This is a genomic window from Enterobacter sp. 01-M-02-SI-ECC, from assembly GCF_047530595.1.
GTDB lineage: Bacteria > Pseudomonadota > Gammaproteobacteria > Enterobacterales > Enterobacteriaceae > Enterobacter > Enterobacter cloacae_M.
Genome location: NZ_JBLKCZ010000019.1, coordinates 22926 through 47584, shown reverse-complemented (window position 1 = coordinate 47584; position 24659 = coordinate 22926). Strand labels below are relative to the sequence as shown.

Below are 24659 nucleotides of genomic sequence, written 5' to 3'. Positions count from 1 at the left end.
TCAGCAATTCAGCAATTCAGCAATTCAGCAATTCGCTAGTCTGCCTGAATCTTCTGTTCGGCACGCTGATATTCGCCGGCGCTTACGGAGTCACTCCCTGGCTAGACACAGCGCGAATTCATTCTTTCTTATCGACCTTTCTGCCCCAAACGGTCTTTGACCGGCACTAAGCCAGCACCGATCCTGACGCCTGCGGCACATTTCTAAGCCGCGTTTCCCAAGGGAATCAGCGTAGGAGAGATTGGAGGCGGGGCTATGCAAGGTACGAATGTGCTGTTCGGTCAGATAGCCGTGGTATTCGGCATCGTGATCGCGGGTGTGTGGGGCGCCACACAATGGACGGCAGCAGCCCTTGGCTATCAGGTACGCCTTGGCTCCCCCTGGTTTGATTTCCTCGGCACACCGATCTACCTCCCGTGGAAGCTGTTTGAGTGGTGGTTCTTCTTCGATGCCTACGCGCCACGCGTTTTCGACACGGGCGGTGCCATAGCGGGTGGCAGTGGCTTGCTGGCGGTGGTGGTCGCAGTCTGCATGTCGATCTGGCGCTCTCGTCAATCACGCCTAGTCACGACCTATGGCTCGGCACGCTGGGCAAGTACGGAGGACATTCGCAAAGCCGGCCTTACGCAGCCGATCGGCGTGTTCCTCGGTCAGCACGATGGCAAGTACCTTCGGCATGAAGGCCCGGAACACATCCTCACTTTCGCGCCCACGCGCTCAGGCAAAGGCGTCGGCCTTGTGGTGCCGACGCTGCTTTCTTGGCCTGCATCCGCCGTAGTCCACGACATCAAGGGCGAGAATTGGCAGATCACCGCAGGTTGGCGCTCACGCTACTCACACTGCCTGCTGTTCAATCCGACCGATGCGAAGTCGGCGGCCTACAACCCGCTGCTAGAAGTTCGGCGCGGCGCACATGAAGTGCGTGACGTACAGAACATAGCCGACATTCTGGTCGATCCAGAAGGCGCGCTTGAGAAGCGCAACCATTGGGAGAAGACTTCGCACGCGCTGCTGGTCGGGGCCATCCTGCATGTGCTCTACGCGGGCGAGGACAAGACGCTGCGCGGCGTCGCCAATTTCCTCTCCGATCCGGCCAGCCCCTTCGAGCTGACCTTGCACCGGATGATGACCACACAGCACCTCGTGAACGTGGAAGGTGGTGGCCCGCATCCAGTCGTCGCTTCGGCGGCGCGCGAAGTGCTCAACAAGTCGGACAACGAGCGTTCCGGCGTGTTGAGCACCGCCATGTCGTTCCTGGGCCTCTACCGCGACCCCACGGTGGCCGAAGTCACCTCGCGCTGCGACTGGCGTATCGCCGACCTGATCGCGTCCGAGCATCCGGTGTCGCTTTATCTGGTAGTGCCACCTTCGGATATTTCGCGGACGAAACCGCTCATTCGCCTGATCCTCAACCAGATCGGCCGACGGCTCACCGAATCGCTCGACGGCAGCGACGGCATCGAACGCCGCCACAAGCTGCTGCTGATGCTCGATGAGTTCCCGGCGCTGGGCCGCCTGGACTTCTTCGAGACGGCGCTTGCCTTCATGGCGGGCTACGGAATCCGCAGTTTTCTTATCGCCCAATCGCTCAACCAGATCGACAAAGCCTACGGCCAGAACCATTCGATTCTGGATAACTGCCATGTCCGCGTGACGTTCGCCACCAACGATGAACGCACTGCGAAACGGATCTCCGAAACGCTTGGCACCGCTACCGAACTGCGCGCGCAGCGCAACTATGCCGGGCACAGATTGGCACCGTGGCTGGGGCACCTCATGGTGTCGCGGCAGGAGACGGCCCGCCCGCTACTGACGCCCGGTGAAGTGATGCAGCTTCCGACTGAGGAAGCTGTGGTGATGGTGTCCAGCGTGGCACCGATCAAGGCCAAGAAGCTGCGCTACTACGCCGACGCGAATTTCAAGAACCGCGTTTTACCGCCGCCTGTGCTCGCGGCCGGGCAATACGCGGACGCGCCACCGGCCCGGCCCGACGACTGGAGCGGCCTATCGATCCCAGCCGTGTCAACGGTCCGGGCTGCGGGCCTGTCCGGCGATGGCACAGGCACCGCCGATGACGGCGGCCCACGCCGACAGCCGGAGCTATCCGAAGTCAGCGAATACAGCCCCGAACCGCTGCTCGCCGGCCATGACCTGACTCTGCTCGATGACGACGACGACCTGCCGCTGCCGCTTCCCGGCCAGCTCGACCCGGCCATGCAGCGCACGGCCCGGCTGGCTTCCCTCGACCCCAACGACGGAATCGACTTATGAGCCAATACCGCCTCAATCTGTTCATTCAGCCCGAGCACGCCAAGCGTCTCGAAGAACTGGCCGCCAAGAAAGGCGTGTCCAAGTCGTCCATTGTCGCGGCGGCGCTCGCGTCGTGGCTATCGCCCGATGCTGGCGACCAGCGCGAGGCGGCCATCGCCAAGCGGCTCGATCGCCTGTCGCGGCAGGCCGAGCGCATGGAGCGCGACCAGAACATCCAGATCGAAACACTGGCGCTGTTCATCCGCTACTTCCTGACCGTCAGCACCCCGATTCCCGAAGCCCATCAGGACGCAGCTCGCGCCCAAGGCAAAGCGCGTTTCGAGCAATTCGTGGAGCGGCTCGGCCGCCACCTGCTGCGTGGCCGCAGCCTGGTGCGCGACGTTGTGGAAGAACTGCACCCAGACCCGGCGCGAATGGATGACGCGGAGGCACTGGCTGAAGCGCAGGAGCGTGCCTCATGAGCGCCATTCCGCAAACCCCGCCCGAACTCTCATCCGCCGCAACCTCTCTGGATCGCCGTATCCAGATGCTGCGCACGGCAATGGGGCCAGTCATCGCCGCTGCGCTGGCCGACCCCGACGTGGTGGAAATCATGCTCAACCCCGACCGCACCCTATGGGTGGATCGGTTGTCATCGGGCCGCATGCCGCTGGGCGTGGAGCTGTCCCAAGACGATGGCGAACGCATCATCCGGCTGGTGGCTGCGCACGTCGGCGCAGAGGTGCATCGCGGGCGGCCGCTGCTGACCGCCGAGCTGCCCGAAACCGGCGAGCGGTTCGAGGGCATCTTGCCGCCCGCAGCGCCCGGCCCAGCCTTCGCGCTGCGCAAGCGCGCCGTGAGCATCATCGGGCTGGATCGCTATGTGGCCGACGGCATCTTGACCACAGGCCAGGCCGAGTTCCTGCGCCGCGCCGTGCGTGAGCGCCAGAACATCCTGATCGCCGGGGCGACGAGCAGCGGCAAAACCACACTCGCCAATGCCTTGCTTGCGGAGATCGCCGCCACGGGCGACCGCGTGCTTGTGCTCGAAGACACCATCGAGCTGCAATGCGCAGCCCGCGACCATGTGCCGCTGCGCACCCGCGCTGGCGTCGTGTCTATGACCGAGCTGGTGCGGGCCACGATGCGCCTGCGCCCCGACCGCGTGATCGTCGGCGAGGTACGCGGCGGCGAAGCCCTGGACTTGGTTAAGGTGTGGGGCACCGGCCACCCCGGCGGCATCGCCACCATCCACGCCGGTTCCGCGCTGGGCGCGCTGCTGCGCCTCGAACAGTTGATTCTTGAAGTGGCGGTGAACCCACCGCGTGCGCTGATCGCCGAGGCGGTCAACGTCGTGATCCACATCGCCGGGCGTGGCCGCAAGCGCCGCGTCGAAAGCATCGCCCGTGTCGTCGGTTTCGACGGCACCGGCTATCGCCTGGCGGACGCGCTGGAAACACCGTTTCCCGAGCTGATGCCGGTTCCTCTCGCAGCCGATGCCGCTGCGCCTTCCTCGTCCCTTGACCTACCTGGAGAACTGCCATGACGCAGATGCACGTTCACGCTTTCCGTAATTCCGTAAATCCGGTTTCAACCATCGCACGCCTGCGGCGGCTGGCCGGCCCCGCGCACCACGGCCTGCTGCTGGCCGCAGTCATGCTGATGACGGCGGGCACGGCGAAGGCATCCGGCTCCTCGATGCCGTGGGAAGGCCCGCTGCAATCCATTCTGGAGTCGATTCAGGGGCCGGTGGCACGCATCGTCGCGGTCATCATCATCATCGCCACGGGCCTCGCGCTCGCCTTCGGCGACACGTCGGGCGGCTTTCGCAAGCTGATCCAGATCGTGTTCGGTTTGAGCATCGCGTTCGCCGCGTCCTCGTTCTTCCTGTCGTTCTTCAGCTTCTCCGGCGGGGCTGTCGTATGAGTGGCCCGGATAGCTTCGCGGCCGGCTTCGAGGTGCCGCTACATCGCTCGCTGACCGAGCCGCTCTTGATGGGCGGCGCACCGCGCACGGTGGCGATTGCCAACGGCACGCTAGCCGCTGCCGTCGGGCTGGGCCTGCAACTCTGGATTCCTGGCGTAGTGCTCTGGATCGTCGGTCACTCGCTGGCCGTGTGGGGCGCGAGGGTCGATCCGCAGTTCATGCAGGTCTTCGCCCGGCACATCAAGCACAAGCCGCTGCTGGACGTGTAGGAGACGCCGCCATGCTTAACCTTGCCGAATACCGCCAGCGGCCCGCCTTGCTGGCCGACTGGCTTCCCTGGGCTGGGCTGATCGCGCCGGGCGTGGTGCTGAACAAGGATGGCTCGTTTCAGCGCACGGCGCGCTTTCGCGGGCCTGATCTGGACAGCGCCACGCAGGGCGAATTGATCGCCACGACGGCACGGCTAAACAACGCGTTGCGCCGGCTGGGTTCGGGCTGGGCGCTGTTCGTGGAAGCCGAGCGCCAGTCGGCCGCGGACTATCCGCATTCCGACTTTCCCGAACCGCTGTCCTGGCTGGTGGACGAAGAACGCCGCGCTGCCTTTGAGGAATCGGGGAACCACTACGAAAGCAGCTATCACCTGACGCTAGCCTATCTGCCGCCGGAGGAATCCCGCGCTCGTGCAGCCAAGCTGCTCTACGAGCACGCGCCGGGCGATGGTGTGGACTGGCGCGGTCGGCTTGACGCCTTCCTGGCAGAAACGGATCGGGTTTTCGACCTGCTCGATGGCGTGATGCCAGAAATCGTCTGGTTGGACGATGCCGCGACGCTGACTTATCTTCACGCCACGGTGTCCACGCGGCGCTACCGGCTGGCCGTGCCCGAGGTGCCTTTCCACCTCGACGCACTGCTGGCCGATTCCGCCCTAGTCGGCGGCCTTGCGCCCATGCTGGGTGACCAGCATCTGCGCGTGGTGTCGGTGCGGGGCTTTCCGACCTCGACCTGGCCGGGCCTGCTGGACGACCTCAATCGCCTGGGCTTTGCCTATCGCTGGAGTACCCGGTTTCTCTGCCTCGATAAAGCCGAGGCGGAAAAGGAGCTGGGCCGCCTGCGTCGCCAGTGGTTTGCGAAACGGAAGAATGTCATTGCGCTACTGCGCGAAACCATCTTCCAGCAGGAATCGCCGCTGGTGGACACGGATGCCAGCAACAAGGCGGCCGACGCGGATGCCGCCTTGCAAGAGCTTGGCAGCGATCAAGTCGCCTTCGGCTACCTCACCGCCACGGTGACGGTGTTCGATGACGACCCTGCCGTAGCCGACGAAAAGCTGCGCATGGTGGAACGTGTCATCCAAGGACGTGGCTTCGTCACCATCCCCGAAACCTTAAATGCAGTCGATGCGTGGCTGTCGTCCATACCAGGCAATGCCTATGCCAACGTGCGCCAGCCCATCGTCTCGACGCTGAATCTGGCGCACATGATGCCGGTGTCCGCCGTGTGGGCTGGGCCGGAGAAAAACGCCCATCTCGACGGCCCGCCGCTGATCGTCACGCGCACGGATGGCGCGACGCCGTTCCGGCTGGTGACGCACATCGGCGACGTGGGGCATACGCTGGTCGCGGGGCCGACGGGCATGGGAAAATCTGTCCTGCTGGCGATGCTCGCCTTGCAGTTCCGCCGCTATGGCGGCTCGCGCATCTTCGCCTTCGACATGGGGCGATCCATGCGGGCGACGGTGCTGGGCCTGGGCGGCGAACACTACGACCTCGGCGCGGACGGCGCCATTGCCTTTCAGCCCTTGGCCCGTATCGACAGCGAAGGCTATCGCACCTGGGCCGCCGAGTGGATCGAAGGCCGCCTGCTGCATGAAGGCGTGACCGTCGGCCCCGACGAGAAAGCCGCCATTTGGTCGGCGCTCGGCAGCCTCGCTGGTGCGCCGGTGGAGCAGCGCACGATGACCGGGCTTTCGGTGCTGCTGCAATCGAACGCGCTGCGGCAGGCATTGTCGCCGTATGTGCTGGGCGGCGCGCACGGCAAGCTACTGGATGCCGACCGCGACCGGCTCGGCAGCGGCGACGTGCAGGGCTTTGAGATGGAAGAGCTAATGCACAGCCCCGCCGCCGTGCAAGCGGTGCTGCGCTACTTGTTCGCCCGCTTCGATGCACGTTTCGACGGTGCTCCCACGCTGCTGATTCTCGATGAAGCCTGGCTATTCCTTGATGAACCGTCCTTCGCGGCACGCATCCGGCAATGGTTGAAAACTCTGCGCAAGAAAAACGTGTCGGTGATCTTCGCCACGCAGTCGCTTGCCGACATCAAGGATTCGACCATCGCGCCCGCGATCATCGAAAGCTGCGCGAGCCGGATTTTCTTGCCCAACCCGCAGGCGACCGAGCCGCAGATTCGCACGGTCTACGAGGGCTTTGGCCTCAACAGTCGGCAAATCGAAATCGTCGCCACCGCGCAGCCCAAGCGCGACTACTACTACCAATCGCGCCTGGGCAATCGTCTGTTCGACCTCGACCTGGGGCCAGCCGCGCTCGCCTTCTCGGGCGCATCCACACCGCAAGACCAACGCGACATTGACCGAGTGCTGACGCAGGCCGGCGCTCCCGGCTTCGCCGGTGCGTGGCTACGCCATCGCGGCCTCGATTGGGCCGCCGACCTGCTGCCGTCCTCGCCGTCGGCGGCTTCTTTCCTCGCTACTCAACCCCTGGAGATTTCGCCATGAAGACCCGTGTACTTTCCGTTTCGCTCGCCGCCGCGCTGGCCGGCTCGCTGATGCTCGCTCAGCCAGCGGCGGCGCTCACTTTCGTTGATCCCGTCAACTTGGTGCAGAACACGCTGACTGCCATCCGCACGCTGGAGCAGATCAACAACCAGATCAACCAGCTCCAGAACGAAGCGCAGATGTTGATGAACCAGGCGCGCAACCTGGCGAATCTCGACTTCAACATCGTCAACCGGCTGCGCTCGACGCTCGCCACGACTGAACGCCTGATTGCCGAGGCGCAAGGGCTGGCCTACGACGTGCAGAGCATGGATGCCACGTTCTCGCGCCTGTACCCGGAGCAGTACGCCGCCACCATCAGCGGCGACCGCATGGCACAGGACGCACGCGAACGCTGGAAGAACACGCTCGACGGCCTGCACACCGCGATGCGGATGCAGGCGCAGGTGTCGCAGAACCTGACGCAAGACGAAAGCGCGCTGGCCGACCTCGTGAGCCAAAGCCAATCGGCCACGGGTGCGCTGCAAGCGATGCAGGCAACGAACCAGCTTCTCGCCTTGCAGGCCAAGCAGTCCATCCAGGCCCAGCAGCTCCAGATCACACAAGACAGGGCGGCCTCGCTGGAGCTGGCGCGGCAGGCAGCGGCCACCGAGCGCGCCCGCGAAGTGCGGCGGCGCTTCCTGGGCACCGGCACGCCGTACACACCGCAGTCCGTCAACTTCTACAACAACTGACGGGAGGCGGCCATGCGATGCGTTCCTGTCCTGCTGGCCGTGCTGCTGACCGCATGCGGCCAGCAGCCGGCTGAAGACCTGACCGCCACCTTGGCCGCCGATCCCGTGCGGCTCAAGGCGCTGCGCGCCCAATGCGCAGCCGACCGGCAAACCGCAGGCGAAGACACCTGTCGCGCCGCTGCCGAAGCCTTCCGGCGGCGCTTCTTCACCGGCCAGACTGGGCCGGACGAATACCGGACGCTGGCAGAACTGCCGCCGATTCCGGCGAGTTTCGACACGCCAACCGACGACGCGCCGGAAGGTGATGCGTCGCTCGCCGCTGCGGAGGACACGCCATGAACGACGTAACGATCATCGACAGATTCCTCGATACCTTCTCGCGCTACATCGACTCCGGTTTCGGTCTGCTGCAAGGCGAAGTCGCGTTCCTGACGGCCACTCTCATTGTCATCGACATGACCATTGCCGGTCTGTATTGGGCCATGAGCCATGCGACCGGCCAGGGCGAGGACGTGATCGCCAAGCTGCTGCGCAAGGTGCTTTACGTCGGTGCCTTCGCCTACATCATCGGTAACTTCAATTGGCTGTCGAGCATCGTGTTCCGCTCGTTCGCCGGGCTAGGCATCACCGCCACTGGCTCGGCCATAACGATGGAGAACTTCTTGCAGCCGGGTCGGCTTGCCAAGACCGGCATCGACGCCGCTGCGCCGATCCTCGACCAGATCGGTGACATGGCCGGCTTCCCCGAAGTGTTCGTGAACCTCGACCCCATCGTGGTGCTGTTCATCGCTTGGCTGGTGGTGATCCTCTGTTTCTTCGTGCTCGCGGTTCAGCTTTTCATCACGTTGATCGAGTTCAAGCTGACCACGCTTGCCGGCTTCGTCTTGATCCCGTTTGCGCTCTGGAACAAAACCTCGTTCCTCGCGGAAAAGGTGCTCGGCAATGTGGTTTCGTCAGGCATCAAGGTCTTGGTGCTGGCGGTAATCGTCGGCATCGGCTCGGGCCTGTTCGCGGAGTTCCAGGTTCATCCCGACGAGCCTTCCATCGACCATGCGCTTGTCGTGATGCTGGCTTCGCTTGCCTTGCTGGCGCTGGGCATCTTCGGCCCCGGCATCGCCACGGGCCTTGTGTCCGGTGCGCCGCAGCTCGGCGCGGGTGCGATGGCGGGCGCTGCCGTCGGCGCGGTAGGCACGGGTGTTGCCATCGGTGCCGCCGCGACCGGCGTGGGCGGTGCCGTCATGGCGGGCGCACGCATGGCCCCGGCCGCCGCAAAGCTGGCCGGGAGCGGCGCACGCGCCGCCACGTCGGCGGCCAGCAGCGCCAAGTCCGCATTCCAGGCCGGTTCCGCCGCTGCGGGCGGCGGGGCTAAAGGCGCGGCTGCGGGCCTCGGCAATGTCGCCAAGACCGGCGCGCAAGCGGCAGGCCGCCGAGCTGCATCGGGCGCTTCCGCTGCCGGTCAGAAGGTGGCCGACTCCTTCCGGGCAGGATGGAACGGTGCGGATGTCGGCGCTGCCGGTTCCGGCCAGGCCGCCGCAGGCGAAGGCGCAGCCAGCGCGCCGAAGCAAGAGCAACCCGCCTGGGCAAAGCGGATGCACCGCCGCCAGCAGATCACCCATGCCGCAACCACCGCAGCCCACACGCTGCGCAGTGGCGACGGCGGCGGCTCAGGGCAAGGCCCAAGCCTGCGCCCCGATGCGTGACCCGATACCTGACCACCAAGGAGAACCCTATGCGATTCAAACGCCCGCAGGTGCGCTATGCCGACACGCCGCAGCCTGCCACCCCGTACCAATCCGCCGCGCAGGTGTGGGACGAGCGCATCGGCTCGGCCCGCGTCCAGGCCAAGAACTGGCGTTTTATGGCCTTCGGCTGCCTCACGCTTGCGCTGCTGATGGCCGGTGGCCTGGTGTGGCGCTCGGCGCAGTCCATCGTCACCCCTTACGTCATCGAGGTCGATCAGTCGGGGCAGGTGCGCGCCGTCGGCGAAGCCGCCACGCCGTACCGGCCCGCCGATGCGCAGATCGCGCACCACCTGGCGCGCTTCGTGACGCTGGTGCGCTCGCTGTCTATCGATCCCATCGTGGTGCGGCAAAACTGGCTGGACGCCTACGACTACACCACCGACAAAGGCGCGGCGGTGCTCAACGACTACGCCAGCAAGAACGATCCTTTCGCCCGTGTTGGCCGCGAGTCGGTGACGGTGCAGATCACCAGCGTGGTACGCGCCAGCGATGCCTCGTTCAACGTCCGTTGGACGGAGCAACGGTTCATCAACGGTGCCCCCGCCGGGACCGAGCGATGGAACGCGGTGCTTTCCACCGTCCTGCAAACCCCGCGCACCGAACAGCGCCTGCGCAAGAACCCGCTGGGTATCTACGTCAACGGCCTGTCGTGGAGCCGCGAACTGGATTCTTCTGAAGGAGCCAAGCCATGAACCTGTCTTTCCGCTTATACGCTTTCGCGCTGACCGTGGTGGCCCTGTCGGGCTGCGCTTCGCAGGGCAAGCCGCCTCCGTCCATTTCGCTCGATGAGCCGGTGCAGGCACAGCCGCTGCCGGAGCCGCCTGCTCCAGTGGAAGTCGTCGCCATGCCCGAGCCGCTGGCGCTGCCAGCGCAGTTGAAGCCGCTGCACGAGTTGGACGCGGCCCCGGCTAAGCCGGAGCCGGCCGATGAGAAGGTGCGCGTTTCCCGTGCCAATGCCGAGGCGCGCATCGCGCCCACGCGCGAGGGCTACGTCAATGCGATTCAGGTGTGGCCCTTCACCGATGGTGCGCTCTACCAAGTCTATGCCGCGCCGGGACGCGTGACCGTGGTTTCCTTGCAGCCGGGCGAGGAACTAGTGACGGTCGCAGCCGGCGATACCGTGCGCTGGATCGTCGGTGACACGTCCAGCGGCAGCGGCGACGCGATGCGCATCAATGTGCTGGTCAAGCCCATCCGCTCAGGCCTCAAGACGAATTTGGTCATCACCACCAGTCGCAGAACATACCTGCTGGAACTGACCTCGACGGAAAAGGCATGGATGGCGTCGGTGTCCTGGGACTACCCAAAAGACCGGATGTTGGCCTTGCAGCGCCAGTCGCAGGCGGCTAGCGCCGCCGCACCGGTCGATACCGGACTGTCGCTGGAGAAGATCCGCTTCCGATATTCCGTCTCAGGCAGCAATCCGCCGTGGAAGCCGCTGCGCGCCTTCGACGATGGCGAGAAGGTCTATATCCAGTTCCCGCCGGGAATCGCCCAAGGCGAGCTGCCACCGCTGTTCGTCATCGGCGCGCAGGGCGACGGACAACTGGTGAATTACCGTTTTCGCTCGCCTTACTACATCGTGGATCGGCTGTTCGGCGCGGCCGAACTGCGCCTGGGCGGCGACAAGGGTGACGTGGTGCGTATCGAACGCACGGATGGCTTGGCGCGGAGGAACTGACCATGAGCCAGGACGACACTCCCGACCTCGCCACGCCGCATGCGGGCAAGGTGGCACCCGAGGCAGTTGCGCTGCGCGCCCAACCGCGCCCGGTCACGCGCCTGAACCGGCGCACGCTGGCCATCCTCGTCGGCGGTCTCTCGGTCGCTGTGCTCGGCGCGCTGATGTGGTCGCTGCAACCGCAGCGGCGCGGTGCAGGCGAGCAGACCGAGCTTTACAACGTCGATCGCGTCTCGAAGTCCGAAGGGTTGGACGCGCTGCCGGCGGACTACTCGAAGCTGCCGCCCCCCTTGGCGGCATCCGTGCCGGAGTTGGGGCCGCCGCTGCCAGGCGATCTTGGCCCGGCCATTGTGAAGTCGCAGCAGCCGGTGACGGCCGCCTACGCGGCCCCCGGCAACGACCCCAACGACGCGTTGCGCAAGGAAGCCGAAGCAGCAGCGGCATCGGCGGTGTTCTTCCGCTCTGGTTCGCAGAAGGCCGCGCCGGTGGCGCAGACACAGGTAGCCGCTGCGCCGGGCTTCACCGCCAATGCGGCCTTCGACCCGCTGGCGGCCGGGCCTGCGTCGACGGCGGCCCAGCCCGCCGACCCGACCGCCGTGCAGAACCGGCAAGACCAGAAAGAGGCATTCCAGAAAGCCGGAACCACGGAAGCCCGTGATTCCGGCAACCTGACGCTGCCGGCGTCGCCGTATCAGGTCATGGCCGGAACGGTGGTCGCCGGGGCGCTGGTGACGGGCATCAAGTCGGACTTGCCGGGCGATGTGATCGCCACAGTGACGGAGCCGGTCTATGACACGGCTACCGGCAAGTTCCTGCTGATCCCGCAGGGGTCACGCATCCTGGGCAAATACAACAGCCAGGTCAGCTACGGGCAGAGCCGCGTGCAAGTGGTGTGGAACCGGATCATCCTGCCCGACACGTCTTCGCTCAAGCTCGACAACTTGGCCGGCACCGATCCGGCCGGCTACGCCGGCTTGGAAGATGATGTGGATTGGCATTGGGATCGCGTCTTTGCCGGTGCGGCACTGACGACGCTACTGGGCATCGGTGCCGAACTGGCTGCGCCGGAGAACCGGCAGGACGGTGATCGCGTCATCATCGCCGGCCGCGATAGCGCCCAGGACAGCATCAATCAGGTCGGTCAGGAGATGACCCGGCGCAACCTCAACATCCAGCCCACCTTGACGGAGCGCCCCGGCTTGCCGGTTCGCATCATCGTCAACCGCGATCTGGTGCTGCGGCCGTACCAGCCACTTTTCTTCAACAGGGGGACTTCGCGATGACGACGCGCAAGCTACGGCTCGGGCCGCTGCCGAAAACGGAATCCACGAAGCTGACTTTTGCTTGCCCGGCCAGCCTGAAAGCCGACCTCGACCGCTACGCTACGCTGCACGCGCAGACCTACGGCGAGGCGGTCGATGCCACGGTGCTAATTCCGCACATGCTAGAAGCCTTCATGGTCGGAGATCGGGGATTCAGGAAGGGAGGCGCGGGCAAGGCCGCGCCGCCGAAGCCAAGCTGATGATGCCGGTTTCCGCTGGCGGCCATCCCTCAAACGCGCAGCCCAAGGCTGCGCGTTCTTCATTCTGGAGGACGGCGACCGATTGGGCTATGAAGACCAAACGCGGCTACCGCCTGCAGGCAACCGCCCCCGATGCAGCACGCTCGGGCTTTCTACCGCGAAGCTCCTATGTGGCTCCCAGCCCACAACGCCACAGCCCCGCAAGGCGGCCCGAAGTAGAGCCAAACCCGCACCCCATATAGACTTCCGGCCATCAGGCTGATTTCAACAATCGCTTGACTGCGGACATTTTTTATTGCTGCGCTGCGCTCCAGGCGTCCAGTTCTTCCTTCGTTTCGAACGACACAACTACTACAGCATCATGATCAGGGCGTTGCGGCTGTCGCACCATCTGAAAAGGCGGCTCAAAGGTCATATAGTAAATAGGCTGTTCCCGGCGTGCCACCCACTCAGCTTGTTTCCGTTCTGCCAGTTCACAGGCCTCATCATACGTGTCAGCCTGAGCCAGCCATGTCGGCCTATCCCACGCCCCGCCGTTCAGACAGTACACGTGAAATTTCTCGTTATGGGTGACGCAGTAAGGATGATCCCACCAGGCATCGAGCTGGGCCTTGCTGCGCTTCTCGTTAGGCGTAATGTCGAAATTCTTCGGAAGTGTAGGGTTGTTCGGGATCTGGTTAGGCATCATGCGCCTCCTGTTCATACACGCCACGGGGAAGCGCCCGCATGTCATCAGTAATGACAAAAAGCGATTCTGAAATCGTGTTGCCTGTTGGGCGCCCGTCCCCGCAAATTACCACGGCATCATTGCCTGGGTAGCGAGCCGACTCAATGACGGCGAATTCTATGCCATCTGCACGGCGAAACCAGTACAGGCTTTCACCTTCCGGTGATGTTTCAATAGTCTTGCGGAAAAACGTTCCTTCCAGTGTTTCGGGGATGTAAGGCATAAACACTCCTTGTGTACGAAAAAGACCACAAGTTGTTACCCCTGCGGCCTGATCGGGCGAATGCTGCCATTAAGACGGTTAATCGCCCTTGTAAGGTGAGGCAACAAAATGGATTCTAACGCTGTAGCTAACATTCCAGTAGGAATAATTATCCCCGCGAACGCGGATCTAAAACTGATCATCTTTGACTTTCCCAGCATCCGTCCGCTGGGCCAGCAGCAGCAAACACGGGTTCAGCAAGGCGATACACTGTACCGGGTACTGTAAACCCCTGTCCTGCCTATGTCGGTCAGCAGGACTGGAGGCGTGAAGTTCACGTGCTGTGGCCATATACAGACTGGTCTTCCCATGACTCACTGTCATGTTCAAGGGGGCCGGTGATCCATTGTGCGGTGCGTGAAGCTCGGGAGCGAAAAGCCCATGTTTCGTCAGGGCCGATAGTGACGTTTTCCTCCGTCAATGAGGCGTTTTCTGGCATTACAGGTAACTTGCGGGTATCACGATCACCGCTTCCCAGCCAGTGTTCTACTTGCGCCTGGGTCTGAAACAAAAAAGCATGCATATGGCAGGCTGTACCGTCATTGATACCGTACATCCGAAGTCCATCATCAAACTCAGCTATAAAAATATTGTGTGACATACATTAACCTCATGGAATTCGCTTTTTCAGGGGCGAATCCTGGTGCCTTAATTAAAGGGTAAAAAGGTAAACGCTCACCAATGGTACAATATAAAAAACCAATAACGTCATCCACGAACCTTTTTTGAGGCCGTAGATGATTTTAAACGTAGTATCTCTAAACTCGTACAAAATGGAGCATCAAAATAATGAAAATAAACATGGGTAGTCTGAAAAGCGCTGCACCGCTCTTTGTTCTTATTGGCTTGATGATCGCGTTTTCGGCCTATGTGAAATCATGGGCATTGTTATACACGTTGCTGGCGTCATCAGTCATGCTCACAGTCATGATATCGTTGCCATTTCTTGTCTCGCCTTTACAGCATTCAAAATTCATAGTCCTGCGAATTTTACGTTTACTGGTTATTACGCTCTGGGCGGTTGGCCTTGTCGGCGTACTCTTTTCAGTTGTGGAACGCCTTGTATGGGTTAATGCTGACAGCTATCCGTCATGGCTGGCGAAGGAACTGGATTCCCCGACCATCACGGATGGTGAAACTTTTATTAAAGCTACAGAGTCTTTTGAGAAGACCTGCGGTAAAAATAAAGGTTCTCTCAGCGTTGTCGCAAGGCATAACGGCATGTTTATGCGCTGCGATGATAGCGTCTCTTTCGACACCTGGTGGAAGGGGGTTTACCAACTTAAAACACCTGAGACTCGATGATGCATTTCTTTAGTGCAGCAACAGAATGGCCGTATTGTGGTTAAGACATTTTCGACGATATCAGCTACTCCACTGTGGCGGGAAAAGATTCCCCTCTCAGCCACCGGGTACGCAATCTTAGTGGCTCCACTATACCGGGTACAGTTTCCACTTCAGCCTCATCGTGCTATCAGGGCCGTTCACCCTTCACGAACCACTTTATCGGGTATATCTTCCTTCCCGTGACATCACGCCATCCGGGGCGGAGGCAGTAACGGGCTCCACTATACCGGGTAAAACTTGCCAACCAGTGCCGCCACATTTCCGGTGCCTGGTTCGCAAGGGGCCTTATCCACTATACCGGGTATGGATCACATTTTCGTGGCTCCACTGTACCGGGTATAGTTCACATTTTGGTTGAAAAACACACAGAATCGTCAGGGTAAGGCTGAAGAGAAAGGGCTGCATCGGAGTTTTAGGGCTGACATTACCCGGTGTAGTGGAGATCCACTGTACCGGGTAAAAACAGAGCGGAAAGGAGAAGAATATCCACTATTCCGGGTAATGCAGCCACCCACGCGGCAGGCAGCTGCATTATCCGGCATCTATCATGGCTTCATGTTTCTTTTCAGAATATTCAGTACATAATCGCCGTTTTCTTTGTCTATGGAGTATTCCAGAAAACCGATCTCTTTAAGCTGGCCCAGCGCCTTTTTAACTGTGGCATTCTGGTTGCCAAGATGTGAGGACAGTTGCAGGCGTTCACGCAGCCGGTCAAATCCGATACGGTAAAAGGTGCTCGGTAACTCAGCCAGATACAGATACAGGGCCTGTGCGGACTCCTTACGGGCCAGTTTCTGCAACGTCTTCAGGTAGAGTCGGGTTTTACCGTCGACGCGATACAGCGTATTGAGCTTCGAATTTGGCTTGATGACGATTTTCCCGGTGGAACTGTCGTAGTACGTGGATTCCACGAGGTGCATGTTTATCGTTATCTGATCGTCTGTACCGGGTATTTTCTTAATGAACGAGATACTGGTTCGGGCAATACGCGTCAATGAAGCATCAAAACGCTCTTTCAATTGCCTATCAATGCGCTTAGTGTCAAAACCGCAGAACTTAGCAAACTCCGGGAAATTCAGCTCCAGCTGACCTTCCGAGTCGAGCGGACGGTTAGACAATGCATAAACGATCCCACACCATGATTTGAAGTCAGAGTCCATGTCGAGGCGCGGGCCATAAATTTGGATCTGGCTGTAGCCTTCACCCTCGACAATGGATAGTCTCGAAAGGGGTTCGGTGGCATCGATGCGGTGACTCTTCCGGCCACCCTTATCCGTGGATTTCAGTGTTGGCACAAACACACCCAGACGGAGTAAAACTTTCGGCTGAATGGTCTGTCTTAGCGTGGGAAGCAGTTGGATAACTTCCCCGGAATCTTTTAGGGACTCTTCAATGACAAGAGATAACTTGTTGTTATTACTAGACATATAGAAAGATCCGTTTTGTGCATAAGATCTACATCCTACCCGGTATAGTGTATCGAATCCACCCGGTATAGTGGATTATGCACCCTGTATAGTGGATGGATTACCCGACATAGTGTATTTCGCCCCCTGTACAGTGGATGGCGATCCGCTGAGAGCCCCGATATTACTGGCCTGCGAGGATCGTTATTCCTTTTTGATCTGCTATTGATCCTATATTGATCTTTATTATTATTCTATCCTGTTGATAACTATGCACAGAGACGTCATGAAGCATTACGATCGAAATGTGAGTAAATTCCGATCCGTTCTAAGAACCGCACTAGCACACTTCTTCCCTTGTAGAAAAAGTTACTTTTTTGACGCAAGCGGCTACAGAGTTATGAGGAGAGAGAGCGGAGAAAATGCAGGAAATGGCGTCACGAAAAAAAGCCGCCAGAGTGACTGACGGCTTTTTATGGTTACTTCAGCTCATCAATTTGGATCATAAACTCAGCGGCTCCGGTCTTGCCGTTCTCTGATGGATAAACCGGCATGAGAAGATTATCACCCATACCCATGTCGATATTAACATTTACAGACTCCCCAGGAGCTGCCTCCGCTCCATTAAACACTATCCCGAAGTTGGCATCCTTACGTACTGAGAGGGTCGCGTTCTGTAAGCCTTTGGCTATTTCACCGTTAGTCTTGCGGAGCATGTTTGTAGACAGATAGGCAAGTGGCACGTTATCAGAGGTTTTGAGCGCCGACTTTACTGCAAGGGTTCGAAGGTTATGCAGCTGTACCAAGTTATTCGGGAGATAACTGAACTTCTGTGTGTAAGTTTTTGTGTTGGACTGGCTGTCCGACACTGTCACACTGAGAGCATAGTTTTCAGAGGGCTCGAAATTCGGGAATATGCGCGGATATTCCGGCGAGTATATGTCTTTACCAGCAGGTGACCAACTGAGTTCAACATTGTCTGATGTCGGTCCGCCAGTTAGCTGGAGACGAGTAATGCGAGGTGTGGTCAGGTTATCGCTCAGTGCAATGCGCAGATTTTCCAGACCATAGACGACGGTGTCATCCTTTACCGGCTTCCCTTCGAAGGTAATAGCAACCGTTGGGGGTGTGGCATCGAGAGCTATCACGCCATAGGTTTTGTTTGTCTGGTTACCGAAACGATCCTGAATATTCACTTCAACGTTGTATTGCCCTTCAGACTGCCGGGAAAGGTCATACTCAATCGTGTAGTTACCCGCGTTTCTGGACTTTTCGACTCCCACAGGCGTCATGCGCTGTTTGGAGTTCTTATCGGTAAGATAGAATCCGAGGAGTCTGAATCCGTCGAACCAATCATTATCTCTGTTGAGATGAGCTTCAACAGTCAGTATCTTAGATGTCGGGCTGTAGGTGATCTCACCAATTTCTGGGACGATTTGATTGTTCCAGCGTGTCATAACCCACTGCTCGACGTATAGGAAATTGAAAAACCAGTCGATACCATTGTCCACGCCTTATGCCACGTGAGCCTTTCTGCTTTTCCCACCACTCCGGTGGTTTCCCTCTCTGTATGGTCGATTTTTATACCGTAACAGGCTGTTTTTTATACTTTCACCGATTCCCGGGCACACTTAGCCTGTGTCAGGCCGGCATATACCTCAGTAGACTGATATCCCGCGCGTTTTTCTTCAGCCCTGATACATTCAGCCCCGCAATGGCCCGGCGGTATACCATCCGGCAGCCACACAGCACGCATTCGAACGGGTCACGACTCAGGAACTGTTTCACCATTTGTGCATAGCACACTTTCGCCACTGGTTCCGGTTTATCCATCCCCAGTGCACGGTACACCTGCGGCAGCTTCTCTCCACACACACGGTTGGCAAGGAACCCGAAGTACCTCACCATCTTAAAAAACTTCTCCGGGATGTGCTGTTTCAGCCTCGCGACCAGCTCACGCTGTGTCAGCGTTTCCGTCGCCGTTTCTCCCGTTTTGTGGTCCAGGTAACGGAAGCTCAGGCTTGCCCCTCCGTTGTAATGAGCCAGTCGGGAAGCCGCTATTGGTGGCTTCTTCAGATAACGACCCAGGTAGCGTGCCGTATTCCGCCCTCCGGCTGTCTTCTTCGACATGTACACATGCCAGTATTTTCCGCCGGATTTCAGCACCAGGCTTCTCCACTGTGATTCCGTCGTGATATGTGACAACGACTCCGGCATTGCCATCCCCTCTGACCACGCTTTCAGAAGCAGCTGCCGCATATTCCACATCCACCGTGAACGCATCGCGTCTTTCAGGAAGCTCAGCTTTTTCCACTGACCATGCTTATTCAGACCTCCACAGGTTACAGACACATGTACATGCGGATGCCAGTTGAGACGACGGCCATACGTGTGGATGGCGCAGAAGATACCGGGTTCCAGCCCCCGTTTTCGGGCGGCATACAGCAGATTCTCCACCGCCAGACGGCACACGTCATTCAGCAGCCAGCGGTTGCTTTCGAACACCGGCCACAGCGTGTCCGGCAGGGTGAAGACCAGATGTACCCAGTCGCAGTCAGGAAGACGATTCAGCTGTGTTGCTGTCCACAGGTCTGTGGCCTTCTTTCCGCAGGACGGGCAGGCACGGCTGCCGCATGAGTTGGTCAGGTACTTTACGTGCTGACAGTCCGGGTTATCACACCCGAACTCTTTTACACCCAGTATCCGTGTGCCGCAGGCCAGCATTTTGGTGACGGCTTCAACCTCGATATCGCGCAGACCGCCCGCATCCAGGAAGGACGTCCAGCACTGGTTGGCTGTGAACAGACGTTTCAGAGGGCGGGGAGTAAAACCGGACAACATGAGGATGGATTAAACCCCGGTATCCTGTAGCAGGGTAAGGGCTGCTGTATCGCCACGGCGCTTCAGGATGGAGGTCGTCACCATCGCAGGTGGTGGGTCCATGGGTTTGAGCATTTTCATCCAGTCCCATTCTCGTTGTGAGAGCTTCTCAGCACCAACAGAGAGCAGAACTGTATCGATACTTTTGCGGGTCAACATAAGGGGATGAGTCCTTAATAAAACAGGTCCTCAGAGCATACATATTCTGCGGGGCGTGCGGCAACAACAGGACGAACCGGGGCGGTTTTCAATTTGCAGCCGCCAGGCTGCCGTGGTTCGTAAAGATGCGGCCTTTGCGGTCAGTATGAATGGGGCGACTGTCATTCCCGGAGATTCGAAAGACATCACAATAGACTTCGGTCAAGGGGATGGCATCCTGATCCCGATCTTCCCGGCCACCAGCGGCAAAGTTGGCGAATCCCGCTTCATGATCGAGCTGCCGCAAATCCAATAAACACCACAGAACCGGCCCCGTCATACGGGGCCTTTTCATGGTGTCTTAACGTAGCCAGAAAGAAACGGAACAGGCTGATTTAGTCGAATGTCAGAGATTGCTGAGAAAACGTTTATCACGCATTTCGCTCCACTGGAGAGAATTTGCTATCGCGCTCCCCGGGTGCAGGGTCTCACGCCCGATCGCCATCAAATTCAAATGCAGCTCCAATTTTTGCGTCTTGGCGTCACCTGGTTACCACCCGCACTCGCCATGGCAGAACTGGAACACCTTCTTAAGGGGTATGACGCCGACCACTGTCGGCTACTGGAAAACGTCCTGGATACAGCCCACCGGCATTACCTGGAGTCCTGTGGACCGCTAAAGAGAGAAGGGGGCCGCGTCGGGAACCGCATATCAGGCACCCGCCACGACGAAGCACATTTGTGTGTACGGTTTATGTCAACACGCTATGAATTGGCCACTGAGCTTTGTGCCGCTTATGTGTGCAGCAGGTATGCTTATGGGTGATCGTACCGGTTACTTCTTGTCTTCCAACGAGGCCAAGCGGCTAATTTCTTTCATACCGAGACGAGCGGCCACGCCCATGGCGGAGGCTTCGAGTTCGGCCTTGCCGTGTGAGACGATTTTGTCCATGGATTCCTGCATCAACTGGGTGCTGAAGGCCAGATTAACCGGCAGGTTGGCGATTGCGCCGGACAGAGACTGATATACTTCTTCAAGCTCGCGCTTTCCTGCCTTGCCTTTTGCCACCAGCAAAGCCAGTGCTTTCAGCTTTTCATTCACTTTCGCCATCTCGCGCTCAGAGGCTTCCCGGATCTGACGCTCATAACGTTCGCGTGTCGACTCAATATAGCCAATCTCCGGCTGGCGCTCATAGTCGCCGCGAATCAAACTGTTAATGGTACACGGCACGCCGTCACTCATTCCGAACGATGTGATCATTGAGGCCCACTGAGCCGGAGACAGACTGACTTTCAGAAGTGGGGAACGGCGTCTGCCTTCCGCCAGCCGATGACGGATCACTCCATCGCGCTCAACCTGCTCTGATTCACTGAAGGTCAGCGTAATCACCTCTTTATGAATGAGGTCGGAGGCATACAAGCGCTGCCCCGTCGTTGTCGTGCGGCTTACCGATACCTGCCCGTATGCCGTGTGACGGGTGATCACCTCTTCCATCTCGTTTTCTGTTACCGTCGGTATTACTGTGTTTTCCATTGTCATGCCCTGAATCGAATTAATGTTGACAGCGTCTGGCGTAATACCGATGTGAGACCGGACTGCCTGGGAACTTTACCCGTATCACTCGCTAAATTGGACGCCCGCTGACCGGAGTAACTCTCTGACATCGTCTGCCAGGAAATACGTTTCTGTTGTGTTGCCCGGGCCATCAAAGAAACAGGTCTCGGGCAACTGAATTGCCTGCGACTGCTGCTGTATCTGTTCCCGGGACTCGTTACTTTCGACGATAGCATCGGCAATGACTTCTGTTGCCCAATCGCGATCAAAGCCAGGCATCGTATGGAGTGATGCCACCATGTCGCTGGGTAAGGCATCGATATAGTCCAGAGCCGCCTGAGCTACCGAAATCAGTTCTTTCATGGTTGTCACCTTACTGTTGTGCTCATTCACCGCGCTTAACTCGCGTGAGCCGATTCTTTACGTTTATTGATAAGAAACTCTTCACCGCACGTTCCGCATTTCAAAATGTATTCTGCGTGCCTGAGTTGCTTTAAGGACATTGCTTTGCAAACGGGGCAGGCAAGGTGTTCTGAAAGCCGACGCATCAGTTGATTAATTTCAGAGCATTGTTCTGGCGTTAACTTGTGGCGGGTTTCCCACTTATAGGTCGCTTCCCGCACGACACGAGCCACGATATTTTTACCCTTCATCACTCTTGTCCTCCGGTGCAGCCAGCCATCTTACTCACTTCCGTGCGCATGTCAGCGAATAATGACCAGGTCAGGACCAAAACTGAATCCATCGCCCATCCGGTCGGAATGCTTCGATACATACGATTTCCCGTACTTCTCCAGGTCTTGCAGGCTTGATTTTGCCAGATTCCATGAATACTCATGCCCCCAGATTTCCCCATCCCGATCAGCAAATCTTGCGGGTTTATAGTTGTCCTTGAGCAGAGCATAGACACGTTCGAGAGTTGGTAATTCTGGACTGGTCTTAACGTTAGATGCGTCAGCGTTCGTCATTATTATGTACTCATTCGAGTTGATGGATAGGGAAGGTTGCACGCGAACTGTGGCGCTCCCCGTTTTACTGATAACCTGTCGGTGCTCATGCACTACGAAATTAGAATGATTGAAGGCACGTCACGCTTCCCGAAAACCTTTTCCCGTTCCGGCGTTTAGGAAGCGAGTATTCGCCGTCAAACCGGTAGATGCCGACCTTAGAGCAGGGTCCTCCGTCTTTAACCAATTCCCAGATGAAATCGGCACGGTCACTGAAATAGCCAGGACCTTCGTCAAAGGATGAAAATTCACTATGCACAACACACAGATCGCCGTGCTGACCGTTGATAAAAACGAAGTGACCTTTATGCTTTTCGCCTGGCTTCGCATCGAGGTGTCCAAACGTTTGATACATTACGGAGGCTTGATGTTCTGCCCCTGTCTTTCCAAGTAATTCACGCATCTCACTCCCCCTTTGCAGTTGCGACCATTGCACGGTAAACATCTGCAAGACGCTGGCTCATTAATCGAGACATTTTTCCAGTGGCCGAAGTTATCTGCTTCCGGCCTGCAATTAGCTGTTCCATCGTGGGAACTACCGGGACGCGGGTCATACCTTCCACTTCTCCTGCGCCAGTAGTGGTAACTTGATCAACATACTGCTCAACCTGATGCTGCTCTTCGTCGGTCCTCCATTATGATTTCTTCAATCAGACGTCTTACAACCCAGTTACTTAGGTTGCTTTGTGACGGAAGGCGCTTATACCTTCCGCCTCGGCCATTTCGTTGCCCGCGCTGAGCATTCCAGCGTCGAAGTACGCCATCGTTAATTTTCGGTGGTAGTGTGGCAACATCGCCCATCTGCCTGACTCCTGTCCTGAATTATTTCACTCGGGGCCAAAATACCGCTGTGTTGTTTGCCAGGTTACACCCCTGGCACCAACAGGGACGGGCTGTTATAAGAAAAGCGGTCTACTGGAGCATCTTCAAATCCGTGGTTCGGCGCATCTGGTGTCAGAACAAGGCCGTCATGTGCCGCGTGAATATGCAGCAGTGAATCACTGCCCGTGTCGATGTGCAGCGTCGGTACACCCCGATCGATCTCAAAAATGAGGCCGAAACAAGTCGTGCCGGATTCATTCACCACTTCACACTGAATGTTTTTCTCTTCTAACAACACCTTCACCTGATAGGACTGACAGTCTTCTTCTGGCAGCTGGGTTTCACCCAGTTGCCAGTCCTGTAACGTCCGGATAATCTCTGAAGGCGTTGCCTGCGATTCCGGCGTCAGAAGCGCATACACCTGCTGGCGGAACTGCTGGCTCAACTCCTCCATCAGGGGATTGTCCTCGCCATCGAAATGTTCTTCCCAGCCATCAGGATCAGCGTGCATCCAAACGTTATGCGTCAGAGACGGTAGTGAGTCGTCAGGGTGTACGATGAGATATGGGGAGCTTTCTTTTGTTTCCAGATAGCGGACAGGCTGGCCATCCAGCAAAGCTTCATCAACTGCCGTACCATCGGTTTCCGGCAATGCGATTTCCGTGACATTGCCGCCGCAATGCTCTGCCACAACACGCCCCAGATCCTCCATCAGTGCGCGATGTTTTTCTGGAGAATCCAGCTCGCCCAATAATTCCGGTTTTACCAGTAATGCAGTAATAATTGTTGCCAGTTCACGAGTTGAAATTAATTTAGCCATGATAGTCATCCTTTCATCTGATGTGTTAATTCTAACAGTTTCGGTTTGCTGGCTAATAACCCGGCGTGAAGTTTTTTAAAAATATATTCGCCCTTTAAACAAAGAGCGAACAATGGAATTAAAAAAGGACAAATTTGTAATTAATGAATCAGGAGGCTGCTTTAACTAATAAGCCAGGGCGACCGTTGGTATACCTGTCAGGCGGCGAAATACCGAATTCATGATTCAGGGAGTCAGTTGAAAGGACCATGCCGCCGTGAGCAGCCTGGACGTGCAGAACTGAAGGATCAGTGTCACCCGCGTTTACATGGACCGAGGGAACACCATTTTCAATTAACAACGTCAGGGCCATTACCAGGCGTGATTCCACATCCTGTACTGCCAGCTGGGCATGACCGCCGAGCGCCATAGTAACGATAAACTCTGCTGAAGACCCGGGCTGTTCGTCGTCGAGGTTGCAGTAATCACGCATTCGTACCACCTGCGAGGGAAGATTAGCATGGTTGGTTTGTGTCTGAAGGAGCATCCGCTGGAGGGCGTAGCGGCGAACTGAGCACTCTTTATGCGTCGGCAATTCATCAGGGCTTTCTTCGTCGCTGCCTTTGATATGGTCAAGCCAGCCATCTCGGGCATGGTGACGCCAGACATTATCGGTGAGGGAGTGCATGTCCGCGCCGGGAGATACGACGAGATAAGGGGTTACATCCGGAGAGGTCAGATAATCGGCCTGGCTTGATTCATCGCGATCCACCGGCATGATCACACCGTCAATCTCTCCTCCGCAATGTTTCGCCACCAGCTCAGCGATATCCTGCATAAATGCTTTATGCGACTCCGGTGTTTTTAATTCATTCATTAATGTGGGTTGCACCAGTAATCCACAGACAATTTCCGCAAGCTCGGCAGGTAATAGACATTTTGGCATGGTTGGTTCTCCTCTTTTTTGAATGAGAACACTCTAACATTCCGGCTTATTTTCCAAATAAGTTGAAGGCATTTATTTTTTTAAAAATTCATATCCAAACTATAATTAAAATAGTCCATTTTAATCTCAGAAAAGTAACTTTTCTAAAGGCTTACCGGGAGGGCATTAACGAGTGTTTCGTAAT

General features: G+C 58.1%; 29 protein-coding genes. 15 read left to right on the top strand and 14 right to left on the bottom strand.

Annotated features, from left to right (window positions below):
• Positions 1-255 precede the first annotated feature (255 nt).
• From ACMWLG_RS19690 to ACMWLG_RS19630, 13 genes are read left to right on the top strand one after another with little or no spacing between them, the layout of a single operon-like run.
• On the top strand, positions 256-2271 hold the full coding sequence (locus ACMWLG_RS19690; RefSeq protein WP_004883083.1) for a conjugal transfer protein TraG: 2016 nt from the start codon (positions 256-258) through the stop codon (positions 2269-2271).
• Positions 2268-2732, top strand: coding sequence for a ribbon-helix-helix protein, CopG family (locus ACMWLG_RS19685; protein ID WP_004883086.1), 465 nt, complete (start codon positions 2268-2270; stop codon positions 2730-2732). Before ACMWLG_RS19690 ends, ACMWLG_RS19685 begins: the two co-directional genes overlap by 4 nt.
• A complete protein-coding gene (gene trbB / locus ACMWLG_RS19680; RefSeq protein ID WP_004883088.1) occupies positions 2729-3796 on the top strand; it encodes a P-type conjugative transfer ATPase TrbB in 1068 nt (355 codons plus the stop codon). Before ACMWLG_RS19685 ends, trbB begins: the two co-directional genes overlap by 4 nt.
• On the top strand, positions 3793-4176 hold the full coding sequence (locus ACMWLG_RS19675; protein WP_004883090.1) for a TrbC/VirB2 family protein: 384 nt from the start codon (positions 3793-3795) through the stop codon (positions 4174-4176). Before trbB ends, ACMWLG_RS19675 begins: the two co-directional genes overlap by 4 nt.
• Entirely contained in the window at positions 4173-4445 is a 273-nt protein-coding gene (locus tag ACMWLG_RS19670) for a VirB3 family type IV secretion system protein (RefSeq protein WP_004883097.1), read from the top strand. Before ACMWLG_RS19675 ends, ACMWLG_RS19670 begins: the two co-directional genes overlap by 4 nt.
• An 11-nt stretch (positions 4446-4456) precedes the next feature.
• Positions 4457-6907 carry a conjugal transfer protein TrbE gene (gene trbE, locus ACMWLG_RS19665; RefSeq protein ID WP_004883099.1) on the top strand — a complete coding sequence of 817 codons (2451 nt, stop codon included), beginning with the start codon at positions 4457-4459 and terminating at the stop codon, positions 6905-6907.
• Positions 6904-7641 (top strand): P-type conjugative transfer protein TrbJ, encoded by a 738-nt coding sequence (gene trbJ / locus ACMWLG_RS19660; protein WP_004883101.1) that lies wholly within the window; start codon positions 6904-6906, stop codon positions 7639-7641. Before trbE ends, trbJ begins: the two co-directional genes overlap by 4 nt.
• A 12-nt stretch (positions 7642-7653) precedes the next feature.
• Positions 7654-7980 (top strand): hypothetical protein, encoded by a 327-nt coding sequence (locus ACMWLG_RS19655; protein WP_004883103.1) that lies wholly within the window; start codon positions 7654-7656, stop codon positions 7978-7980.
• The gene (gene trbL, locus ACMWLG_RS19650) at positions 7977-9341 is read left to right on the top strand and encodes a P-type conjugative transfer protein TrbL (RefSeq protein WP_004883106.1); all 1365 of its coding nucleotides are present in this window, start codon (positions 7977-7979) and stop codon (positions 9339-9341) included. Before ACMWLG_RS19655 ends, trbL begins: the two co-directional genes overlap by 4 nt.
• Positions 9342-9370: 29 nt before the next feature.
• A complete protein-coding gene (trbF, locus tag ACMWLG_RS19645) occupies positions 9371-10075 on the top strand; it encodes a conjugal transfer protein TrbF (protein ID WP_004883108.1) in 705 nt (234 codons plus the stop codon).
• Positions 10072-11064 (top strand): P-type conjugative transfer protein TrbG, encoded by a 993-nt coding sequence (gene trbG / locus ACMWLG_RS19640; RefSeq protein ID WP_004883112.1) that lies wholly within the window; start codon positions 10072-10074, stop codon positions 11062-11064. The genes trbF and trbG overlap by 4 nt, the downstream gene beginning before the upstream one ends.
• Before the next feature lie 2 nt (positions 11065-11066).
• Positions 11067-12347 (top strand): TrbI/VirB10 family protein, encoded by a 1281-nt coding sequence (locus ACMWLG_RS19635; protein WP_004883119.1) that lies wholly within the window; start codon positions 11067-11069, stop codon positions 12345-12347.
• A complete protein-coding gene (locus ACMWLG_RS19630) occupies positions 12344-12586 on the top strand; it encodes a DUF2274 domain-containing protein (RefSeq protein ID WP_004883121.1) in 243 nt (80 codons plus the stop codon). The genes ACMWLG_RS19635 and ACMWLG_RS19630 overlap by 4 nt, the downstream gene beginning before the upstream one ends.
• Positions 12587-12878: 292 nt before the next feature.
• On the opposite strand, the gene ACMWLG_RS19625 is transcribed toward ACMWLG_RS19630, so the two are convergent.
• The 3 genes from ACMWLG_RS19625 to ACMWLG_RS19615 form a co-directional block, all read right to left on the bottom strand.
• Positions 12879-13274, bottom strand: coding sequence for a DNA-binding protein (locus ACMWLG_RS19625; protein ID WP_223203170.1), 396 nt, complete (start codon positions 13272-13274; stop codon positions 12879-12881).
• Positions 13264-13536, bottom strand: a complete 273-nt coding sequence (locus ACMWLG_RS19620) for a hypothetical protein (protein WP_022652138.1) — start codon at positions 13534-13536, stop codon at positions 13264-13266. Before ACMWLG_RS19620 ends, ACMWLG_RS19625 begins: the two co-directional genes overlap by 11 nt.
• 313 nt (positions 13537-13849) lie before the next feature.
• Positions 13850-14176 (bottom strand): hypothetical protein, encoded by a 327-nt coding sequence (locus ACMWLG_RS19615; protein WP_015063087.1) that lies wholly within the window; start codon positions 14174-14176, stop codon positions 13850-13852.
• A 188-nt stretch (positions 14177-14364) separates the two neighbouring features.
• Here ACMWLG_RS19615 and ACMWLG_RS19610 point away from each other — a divergent pair, with 188 nt between their 5' ends.
• Positions 14365-14880, top strand: coding sequence for a hypothetical protein (locus ACMWLG_RS19610; protein ID WP_015063086.1), 516 nt, complete (start codon positions 14365-14367; stop codon positions 14878-14880).
• 587 nt (positions 14881-15467) lie between these two features.
• Here the strand turns inward: ACMWLG_RS19610 and ACMWLG_RS19605 are convergent.
• The 4 genes from ACMWLG_RS19605 to ACMWLG_RS19590 all read right to left on the bottom strand — a co-directional run bounded on the left by ACMWLG_RS19605 (position 15468) and on the right by ACMWLG_RS19590 (position 19367).
• Positions 15468-16349: a RepB family plasmid replication initiator protein gene (locus ACMWLG_RS19605; protein WP_015063085.1), complete on the bottom strand. Its 882-nt coding sequence runs from the start codon at positions 16347-16349 to the stop codon at positions 15468-15470.
• Between the two features lie 458 nt (positions 16350-16807).
• Positions 16808-17839: an Ig-like domain-containing protein gene (locus ACMWLG_RS19600; RefSeq protein WP_259409762.1), complete on the bottom strand. Its 1032-nt coding sequence runs from the start codon at positions 17837-17839 to the stop codon at positions 16808-16810.
• Between the two features lie 130 nt (positions 17840-17969).
• Positions 17970-19169, bottom strand: a complete 1200-nt coding sequence (locus tag ACMWLG_RS19595) for an IS91 family transposase (protein WP_000948429.1) — start codon at positions 19167-19169, stop codon at positions 17970-17972.
• 9 nt (positions 19170-19178) lie between these two features.
• The gene (locus ACMWLG_RS19590) at positions 19179-19367 is read right to left on the bottom strand and encodes a hypothetical protein (protein WP_000957857.1); all 189 of its coding nucleotides are present in this window, start codon (positions 19365-19367) and stop codon (positions 19179-19181) included.
• Between the two features lie 112 nt (positions 19368-19479).
• Between ACMWLG_RS19590 and ACMWLG_RS19585 the strand changes: the two genes are divergently transcribed.
• Positions 19480-19662, top strand: coding sequence for a hypothetical protein (locus ACMWLG_RS19585; protein ID WP_200442493.1), 183 nt, complete (start codon positions 19480-19482; stop codon positions 19660-19662).
• A 519-nt stretch (positions 19663-20181) separates the two neighbouring features.
• Here ACMWLG_RS19585 and ACMWLG_RS19580 read toward each other — a convergent pair.
• From ACMWLG_RS19580 to ACMWLG_RS19550, 7 genes are all read right to left on the bottom strand, one after another.
• Entirely contained in the window at positions 20182-20880 is a 699-nt protein-coding gene (locus ACMWLG_RS19580) for a hypothetical protein (protein ID WP_022652135.1), read from the bottom strand.
• A gap of 84 nt (positions 20881-20964) precedes the next feature.
• Positions 20965-21264, bottom strand: coding sequence for a hypothetical protein (locus ACMWLG_RS19575; protein WP_032610385.1), 300 nt, complete (start codon positions 21262-21264; stop codon positions 20965-20967).
• A gap of 35 nt (positions 21265-21299) precedes the next feature.
• Positions 21300-21554: a hypothetical protein gene (locus ACMWLG_RS19570; protein WP_022652133.1), complete on the bottom strand. Its 255-nt coding sequence runs from the start codon at positions 21552-21554 to the stop codon at positions 21300-21302.
• A 51-nt stretch (positions 21555-21605) separates the two neighbouring features.
• On the bottom strand, positions 21606-21869 hold the full coding sequence (locus ACMWLG_RS19565) for a hypothetical protein (protein ID WP_022652132.1): 264 nt from the start codon (positions 21867-21869) through the stop codon (positions 21606-21608).
• A gap of 100 nt (positions 21870-21969) precedes the next feature.
• Entirely contained in the window at positions 21970-22311 is a 342-nt protein-coding gene (locus ACMWLG_RS19560; RefSeq protein WP_032610383.1) for a hypothetical protein, read from the bottom strand.
• Between the two features lie 462 nt (positions 22312-22773).
• Positions 22774-23550: a hypothetical protein gene (locus ACMWLG_RS19555; protein WP_022652130.1), complete on the bottom strand. Its 777-nt coding sequence runs from the start codon at positions 23548-23550 to the stop codon at positions 22774-22776.
• Positions 23551-23698: 148 nt separating this feature from the next.
• On the bottom strand, positions 23699-24475 hold the full coding sequence (locus tag ACMWLG_RS19550; protein ID WP_022652129.1) for a hypothetical protein: 777 nt from the start codon (positions 24473-24475) through the stop codon (positions 23699-23701).
• Positions 24476-24659: the final 184 nt, after the last annotated feature.